5 protein-coding genes and 1 pseudogene are annotated in these 6,350 nt (G+C 72.2%); 3 read left to right on the top strand and 3 right to left on the bottom strand.

Features of this window, described 5'->3' with window-relative positions; translation table 11 throughout:
* Positions 1–134 precede the first annotated feature (134 nt).
* Positions 135–932: an ABC transporter ATP-binding protein gene (locus tag WBP48_RS18130; protein WP_424442161.1), complete on the bottom strand. Its 798-nt coding sequence runs from the start codon at positions 930–932 to the stop codon at positions 135–137.
* Complete coding sequence (locus WBP48_RS18125; RefSeq protein WP_424442160.1) at positions 929–2,230, bottom strand: amidohydrolase family protein; 1,302 nt, start codon at positions 2,228–2,230, stop codon at positions 929–931. The genes WBP48_RS18130 and WBP48_RS18125 overlap by 4 nt, the downstream gene beginning before the upstream one ends.
* Positions 2,231–2,421: 191 nt before the next feature.
* On the opposite strand from WBP48_RS18125, the gene WBP48_RS18120 reads away from it, so the two are divergent.
* Positions 2,422–3,447, top strand: coding sequence for a PDR/VanB family oxidoreductase (locus WBP48_RS18120; RefSeq protein ID WP_424442159.1), 1,026 nt, complete (start codon positions 2,422–2,424; stop codon positions 3,445–3,447).
* A 48-nt stretch (positions 3,448–3,495) separates the two neighbouring features.
* On the opposite strand, the gene WBP48_RS18115 is transcribed toward WBP48_RS18120, so the two are convergent.
* A complete protein-coding gene (locus WBP48_RS18115) occupies positions 3,496–4,992 on the bottom strand; it encodes an amidohydrolase family protein (protein WP_424442157.1) in 1,497 nt (498 codons plus the stop codon).
* A gap of 221 nt (positions 4,993–5,213) precedes the next feature.
* Between WBP48_RS18115 and WBP48_RS18110 the strand changes: the two genes are divergently transcribed.
* On the top strand, positions 5,214–5,924 hold the full coding sequence (locus WBP48_RS18110; protein ID WP_424442156.1) for a hypothetical protein: 711 nt from the start codon (positions 5,214–5,216) through the stop codon (positions 5,922–5,924).
* Between the two features lie 43 nt (positions 5,925–5,967).
* A pseudogene (locus WBP48_RS18105) lies at positions 5,968–6,350 on the top strand (DNA polymerase Y family protein); the annotation flags it as partial.

Here is a 6,350-nt window from a genome sequence, read left to right as displayed (position 1 = left end):
GGACCCGCGCGCGGCAGCGGTCGTGGTCGTCGCGGGGGCGGATGCCGCGGCATCCGCGGCCGACGATGATCCGCTAGATGCGCCGGTCGCCGACTCCGGAGGGGGGCTCGGCGCCTTGACGGTGAGGTTCTGGCTCACGAGTGTGCCTCCAACGCGTGCGAGAGATGGCCCACGATGCGTCCGAACTCCGGTTCGTAGCGCAGCTCGGGTGAGCGGGGGTAGGACCAGGGCAGTTCGATGTCGTCGACGATGCGTCCGGGGCGACCGCTCATGACGATCACGCGGCTCGACAGGTAGACGGCCTCGGAGATGGAGTGGGTGATGAACATCGCCGCGAAGCCCTTGAGCTGGAACAGGCGCTGCAGCTCGGTCTGCATCTTGAGGCGGGTGATCTCGTCGAGGGCGCCGAACGGCTCGTCGAAGAGCGCCAGTTGCGGCTCGGCGACGAGGGCCCGGGCGATCGACACGCGCATGCGCATGCCGCCGGACAGGGCACGGGGATGCTGATCCTCGAAGCCCTTCAGGCCGACGAGGTCGAGTACCTCGGCGGCGCGCCGGCGACGCTCGGCCCTGCTGACGCCGGCGAGCTCTCCGACCAGTTCGACGTTGCGCTGGGCGCTGCGCCACTCCAGCAGCGTCGCCTCCTGGAAGACGAAGCTGGTCGTGTCGGCACGGACGTCGATCTCGCCCTCGGTCGCGGGGTCGAGTCCCGCGGCGAGCCGCAGCAGCGTGGACTTGCCGCAACCCGAGGGCCCGACGACCGAGACGAACTCGCCGGGCCGGACGTCGATCGAGACGCCTTCGAGGGCGCGGGTGCCGGTGTCGAAGACCTTGGCGACGTCGCGGAAGGCGAGCGTGGGCGCGACGCTCGCCCCCGCGGTGCCGGTGTCGGGGGCGCCGGCCTGCTCCCCTGCGGCAGTGACGGTGGTCATATGAGCGCTCCCTCGGAGGTCGGGGCGGAAGGCGAGGTCTGCAGCCGGCCCAGGTCGAGCACGCTGCTCACGACACGGCGGCGGACGGCGATCACGCGGCCGTCGCGGATGACGATCCGGTCGGGCGCCCGTTCGGCGAGTGCCTCGGCGGCGTGCGCGGCGCGCACGAGCACGACGTCGGCGACATCGCCGACTCGACCCCGGGCGGGGGGCAGACCGAAGGCGGCGCGGCCGCCGCTGGAGCTGATGTGCCACGCCTCGGCGGGGGTGAGATGGCCCGCCATGACGAGCTCGGCCGCGACATCGACCATGTCGGCGTTGCCGAGCGGGTTGAAGGGGTCCTGCACGTTGTCGCCGCCGGCGGCCAGCGTGACGCCGGCATCGATGATCTCGCGCAACGGCGGGATGCCGCGGGGTGTCCCGACGGGGTGCTGCCACCCCTGCAGGTAGAGGTTCGTCAGCGGGTTGGTGATGATCGAGACACCGGCTGCCGCGACGGCGGAGAGGGTGCGGGCGCGCGTACCGGCATCCTGCGTCGACAGGCTCACGCAGTGACCCGCGGAGCGGATGACCCCCGTCGGCCAATGGCTCGTGCGGGCCGCGAGCTCCGCGAGCCCCATAGAGGCGGGGTCGAGCGTCTCGTCGGTGTGGAGGTCCATGCCGAGGCCGAACTCCTCCGCGAACGCGGCCGAGCGCTCGAGATCCGCGGCGGGGTCCTCGGCGAGGTGGGGGAATCCGCCGACGAGGTCGAATCCCAGGGCGATGGCCGCCCGGCCCAGGTCGTCCGGGCCGTCGGAGGGGCCGGGGCTCGCGACCACCTGCAGGTCCACGATCCCGGCGAACTCGGCGCGCAGCTCGATGAGCGCGCGGATGCCGCGCAACGGATCGTCGCCCAGGTGGTAGTTCGTGTGGGAGCGCACGGCGGTGACGCCGGCGTGCAGCGCGGCGACGAGGTGGCGCCGGGCCCCGGCCTTGATCGCCTCGTAGGTGTGGTTCTCGCCGTGGTCGACCCAGCAGGCGATGGCGTCGTCGAGCGAGCCCTCGGGCTGACCGAACGCGGTCCACGTGTAGCCCTTGTCGAGGTGGGCGTGCAGGTCCGCCAGCGGCGGCAGCGCCACCCACCCGGTGGCGTCGACGGCATGGCACGCGGTGCCGTCGACGCCCACTCCGGCATCCGCCGCTGCCGAATCGACGACCCGGCCGGCGGCGAACGCGAGCGTGTCGCCCACCTCTCCTGCGGGCGTGAGACCCGTGAGGATGCCGATCCGCTCACCGGGCTCGAGGAGTTCGGCATCCATACGGTCGTCCCCCTCACGATTGCGATGGCGGTGTTGTTGGTATGACCAACATCGGGTGAGAATCAGTAAACGCCCGACGTGTTTCCTGGTAGGCCTGTCGGGATTGCAGCCGTGTTAAATCCGCGCGAAGAGTGCGGCCGGGTGCCGCCACCGGGCGGGACGGCTGCGCGCGGATGGGAAGAGTGGAGGCCATGAGCTACTTCAGTGACGTCGAGCGCGACCTCGTGGTCGCCGCCCGCACCGTCCTCGCCGAGGGCGTCGTCGCCCTCGATCTGGTGTCGCACAACGGACGCGACCTGCCGGCCTGGGCTCCGGGATCCCACGTCGATCTGATCCTCGCAGGCGATCGCCAACTCGGCACGGAGCGCATCGAGCGGCAGTACTCGCTCTGCGGCGATCCCGCCGACCGTTCCACCTGGCGGATTGCGGTACTGCGCGAGGACACCGGTCGCGGCGGCTCGGTCCGTGTCCACGACGAGGTGAAGGCGGGCCAGCGCCTGCGCGTGCGTGGACCCCGTAACCACTTCGCGTGCGAGTTCGTCCCCGGAGCGGCCTACCGGTTCGTCGCGGGGGGCATCGGCATCACCCCGATCCTCGCGATGGTGCGCGCCGCAGCGGCCGCGGGCGTGGGCTGGACGCTCGACTACTCCGGGCGGTCGCTGTCGACGATGGCCTTCGTCGACGAACTCCGGGCGCTGGACGATGGTCTCGGCGACGGCCTCGGCGACGGCACGGGGCGGGTGCGCCTGCATCCGTCCGATGGGGGGCTCCGTCTCGACGTCGTATCGTTCGTGGACACCGTCGGCGGCGGCGACCAGGTTTTTGCTTGTGGTCCTGCGCTCCTGCTCGATGCGCTGGCGGACGGCCTCGCGGCGGCGAATCGCGCCGACGCCCTGCACGTCGAACGATTCGAAGCGGTCGAGTACGGCGAGCCGGTCTGGCCCGAGCCGTTCGAGGTCGAGTTGGCCATGACCGGCGATGTCGTCACGGTCATGCCGGACCAGTCCGTGCTGGAGGCGATCGAAGAGCAGAGTCCCACGGCGATGGTGCTCTCCAGCTGTCGTCGTGGTACGTGCGGCACGTGCGAGGTTCCGGTGCTGGAGGGTGAGATCGAGCATCGTGATTCGGTGCTCACTCCGCTCGAGCGCGAGCAGAGCGTCGTCATGATGGTGTGCGTCTCGCGGGCGGCGTGCCCCCGCATCGTGCTCGACGTCTGACGGGCTCGGTCCCGTGGGGTCGGGATGGCCCGGCTGATCTGCGGCTTGTCAGCGGCCGACGCGGGTGCGGAGGGCCGCCACGAGCGCGTGCTCGTCGCCGGTGACCAGCCGGTAGTCCCGTACGACGACGCGCCCGGCGACCACGACGTGCCGCGGCCTTCGTCCGGGGGCAGCCCACAGCAAGCCGGCGACCGGATCGGCGACGCCGGCATCCGCGACGCCCGACACGTCCCACACGCAGGCGTCTCCTGCAGCCCCCGGCGAGAGGATGCCGAGATCCTCCCGGCCGAGCCCCGCGGCGCCCCCGGAGGTCGCCATCGAGAGCGCGTCGCGAGCGGCGAGGGCCGGGGCGGGGGGAGCGGCGGGATCGAGGAGGCCGACCAGGCCCGACACCTGCATCGCGAGGCGCGCGTCGGCGAGCAGGTGGCCGGCGTCGTTCGATCCGCCGCCGGAGGTGCCGAGGCCCACGGCGATGCCCTGCTCGCGGATGCGGTGGACGGGAGCGATGCCCCAGCCCATCGGCACGTCGCAGCCCGGCGCGTGGGTGGCGGTGACGCCGGCCGCGGCCAGCCGCGCGATCTCCGGCTCGGTGACGTCGCACAGGTGCGCGATCGTCACGTCCGGTTCGAGCCAGCCCCAGTCCTGGAGAAGGTCCAGTGGCCGTCTGCCGTACCGGGCGAGGGCGATCTCGGTGTCGACCTGCTCGTTCGCCTGGGTTCGCCGCCGCAATCCGTAGCGGCGAGCGACGTCGCCGAGGGCGCGGAAGGTCTCCTCGGAATCGGAGTGCACGCCCGCGGGACCCACCGCCAGTTGCAGCATGCCGTCGGCGCTGACGCCGCCGGGAGAGGCGGCGGATGCCGATGGCAACAGCGCGCGGGCGATGGCCTCCGCGCTTGTGGCAGCCGCTTCGGGCGTGTCGCGCGCCGAGCCGCGTACGAACACGAGGCGGGCGCCGAGGCCGGCGGCGGCATCGGCGATGGCGCGGGCGATCGTGACGGTGTCGTCGATCGGGGTGCTGCTTGCGGCGGGATCGGGCCAGTTGAGCTGGTGGTCGGCGACGGTCGTCACCCCGTTCAGGAGCGATTCGGCCAGGCCCACTCCCGCGGTCGCGGCGACGAGCGAGGCGTCGATGCCTGCGGCGGCATATGCCGCCGCCATCGCCGGCAGCCATTCCCGCATCGGCACACCCCGCGTGCCCGGCAGAGTGCGGAAGCCCGACTGCAGCAGATGATGGTGCGCGTTGATGAGGCCCGGGGTGACGATGCCGCCCTCGGCATCCAGGACCTCGGGGATGCCGGGTGCGTCGGGAGCATGCGAGGCGCCGGGGATGCCGGGTGCGTCGGGAGCATGCGAGGCGCCGGGGCCGCTGACGCGAAAGTCTTCGTGACCCTGGGCAGGTTTCGTTACCCCACGGCGCGGCAGCGCCACTGAAAAGCTGACGCGGCCGTCTGCGCCGATCACGAGGGCGCCGCCGCGATCCCGCGCCGGATCGTCGAAGCGCTCCACGATGCGGGAGGCGCCCGTGATGGTCAGCGTGCTCGTCATGCCGTCCGTCCTATCAGCCGCATGTTTCGCGCGATCGACGTCGTCGAGTGCGCCGCCGTCATCGCCGAGTGCGCCGGTTGTCGCCGAGAGCACCGGTTGTGAACGGTTCGTAAGGGGCGCGCTCGGACAGAAGGGGTCCTCTCGGCGGAGGATGTCCGAGGCGGCCTCTAACCTCGGAGGATCCCGTTGAGGTGTCAGAACATTCGTTCTAATCTGTCGAGATGAGGTCGATCGTGGCGAATGTCGCCGTCGCGGATGCCGCAGGCACCGTCGAGGCCCTGCGCGCGCAGTTGGAGCGCATGCAGGGCCGTCGCCTCGACACTCCCGTGCTACCGGTGCCCCCTGCGCTGGCGGCGCTGCTGCCGGGCGGTGGACTGCGCCCCGGCTCGTCGTACGCGCTGGGCCGGTCGATGTCGCTGCTGTTCGCGCTGCTGTCCCGCCCGTCGCGCGAGGGTTCGTGGTGCGCTGCGATCGGCATGCCGCATCTGGGAACAGAGGCCGCCCGAGCCGCAGGCGTCGACCTGGAGCGCCTCGTGCTGGTGCCCGAGCCGGGGGAGCGCTGGCTGACGGTCACGGCGACGATCGCCGATGTCCTGCCCGTCGTCGCGGTGCGCCCGCCGGCGCGTGCGAAGGATGCCGACATCGCGCGGCTCGCGGCGCGCATGCGCGAACGCGAGGCGGTGCTGCTGGTGCAGGGACCGTGGCCGCAGACCGAGGCGATGATCGACATCGCCGATCCGTCGTGGTCGGGGCTCGGCGACGGTTACGGGCTGCTGGAGGGGCGCGAGTTGACGGTGACCGTGACGAGCCGGCGCTTCCCGGTGCCGCGGTCGGGACGGGTGCTGCTGCCGGATGCGGCGGGCGAGATGACCGCGGATGCCGCGGCATCCTCCGTCGGTCGGACCGCCGAGCCGCTGCGCGCGGTAGGCTGACGCACCACTTGAAGAAGTCGAACATAGCTTCTATTCTGTGGGGATGAATCCCCCAGCGCGCAGCGTGGTTGTCCCACCGCGGAGCTTGGTCGTCTGGGTGCCGGACTGGCCCATCGTCGCGCTGACCCGCGACGGCGACGAGCCGCTCGACGCCGCACTGCCGATCGCCGTCTTCCACAAGGGTACGGTCGTGGCGTGTTCGACCGCCGCCCGCGTCGAGGGCGTCCGCCGCGGTCAGCGGCGTCGCGACGCGCAGGCGCGCTGCCCGCAGCTGACGGTCGTGGATGCCGACCCCGAGCGCGACCATCGGGCATTCGCCCCGCTGATCGCCGCGATCGAGGAGCACGCCCCGGGCGTGCAGGTGCTGCAGCCGGGGCTGTGCGCGCTGCGCGCGCGAGGGCCGGCGCGCTACTTCGGGGGCGAGGC

Origin of the sequence: Microbacterium sp., assembly GCF_049661145.1 — a bacterium.
GTDB lineage: Bacteria > Actinomycetota > Actinomycetes > Actinomycetales > Microbacteriaceae > Microbacterium.
The sequence above is the reverse complement of the archived record's forward strand: the minus strand, read 5'-3'. Positions and strand labels throughout refer to the sequence as shown.

Excerpts from the sequence above, each read along its gene's own strand:
- WBP48_RS18120 (WP_424442159.1), top strand. The coding sequence starts at position 2,422 with ATGAGCTACTTCAGTGACGTCGAGCGCGACCTCGTGGTCGCCGCCCGC.
- WBP48_RS18130 (WP_424442161.1), bottom strand. The coding sequence starts at position 932 with ATGACCACCGTCACTGCCGCAGGGGAGCAGGCCGGCGCCCCCGACACC.
- WBP48_RS18125 (WP_424442160.1), bottom strand. The coding sequence starts at position 2,230 with ATGGATGCCGAACTCCTCGAGCCCGGTGAGCGGATCGGCATCCTCACG.
- WBP48_RS18110 (WP_424442156.1), top strand. The coding sequence starts at position 5,214 with ATGAGGTCGATCGTGGCGAATGTCGCCGTCGCGGATGCCGCAGGCACC.
- WBP48_RS18115 (WP_424442157.1), bottom strand. The coding sequence starts at position 4,992 with ATGACGAGCACGCTGACCATCACGGGCGCCTCCCGCATCGTGGAGCGC.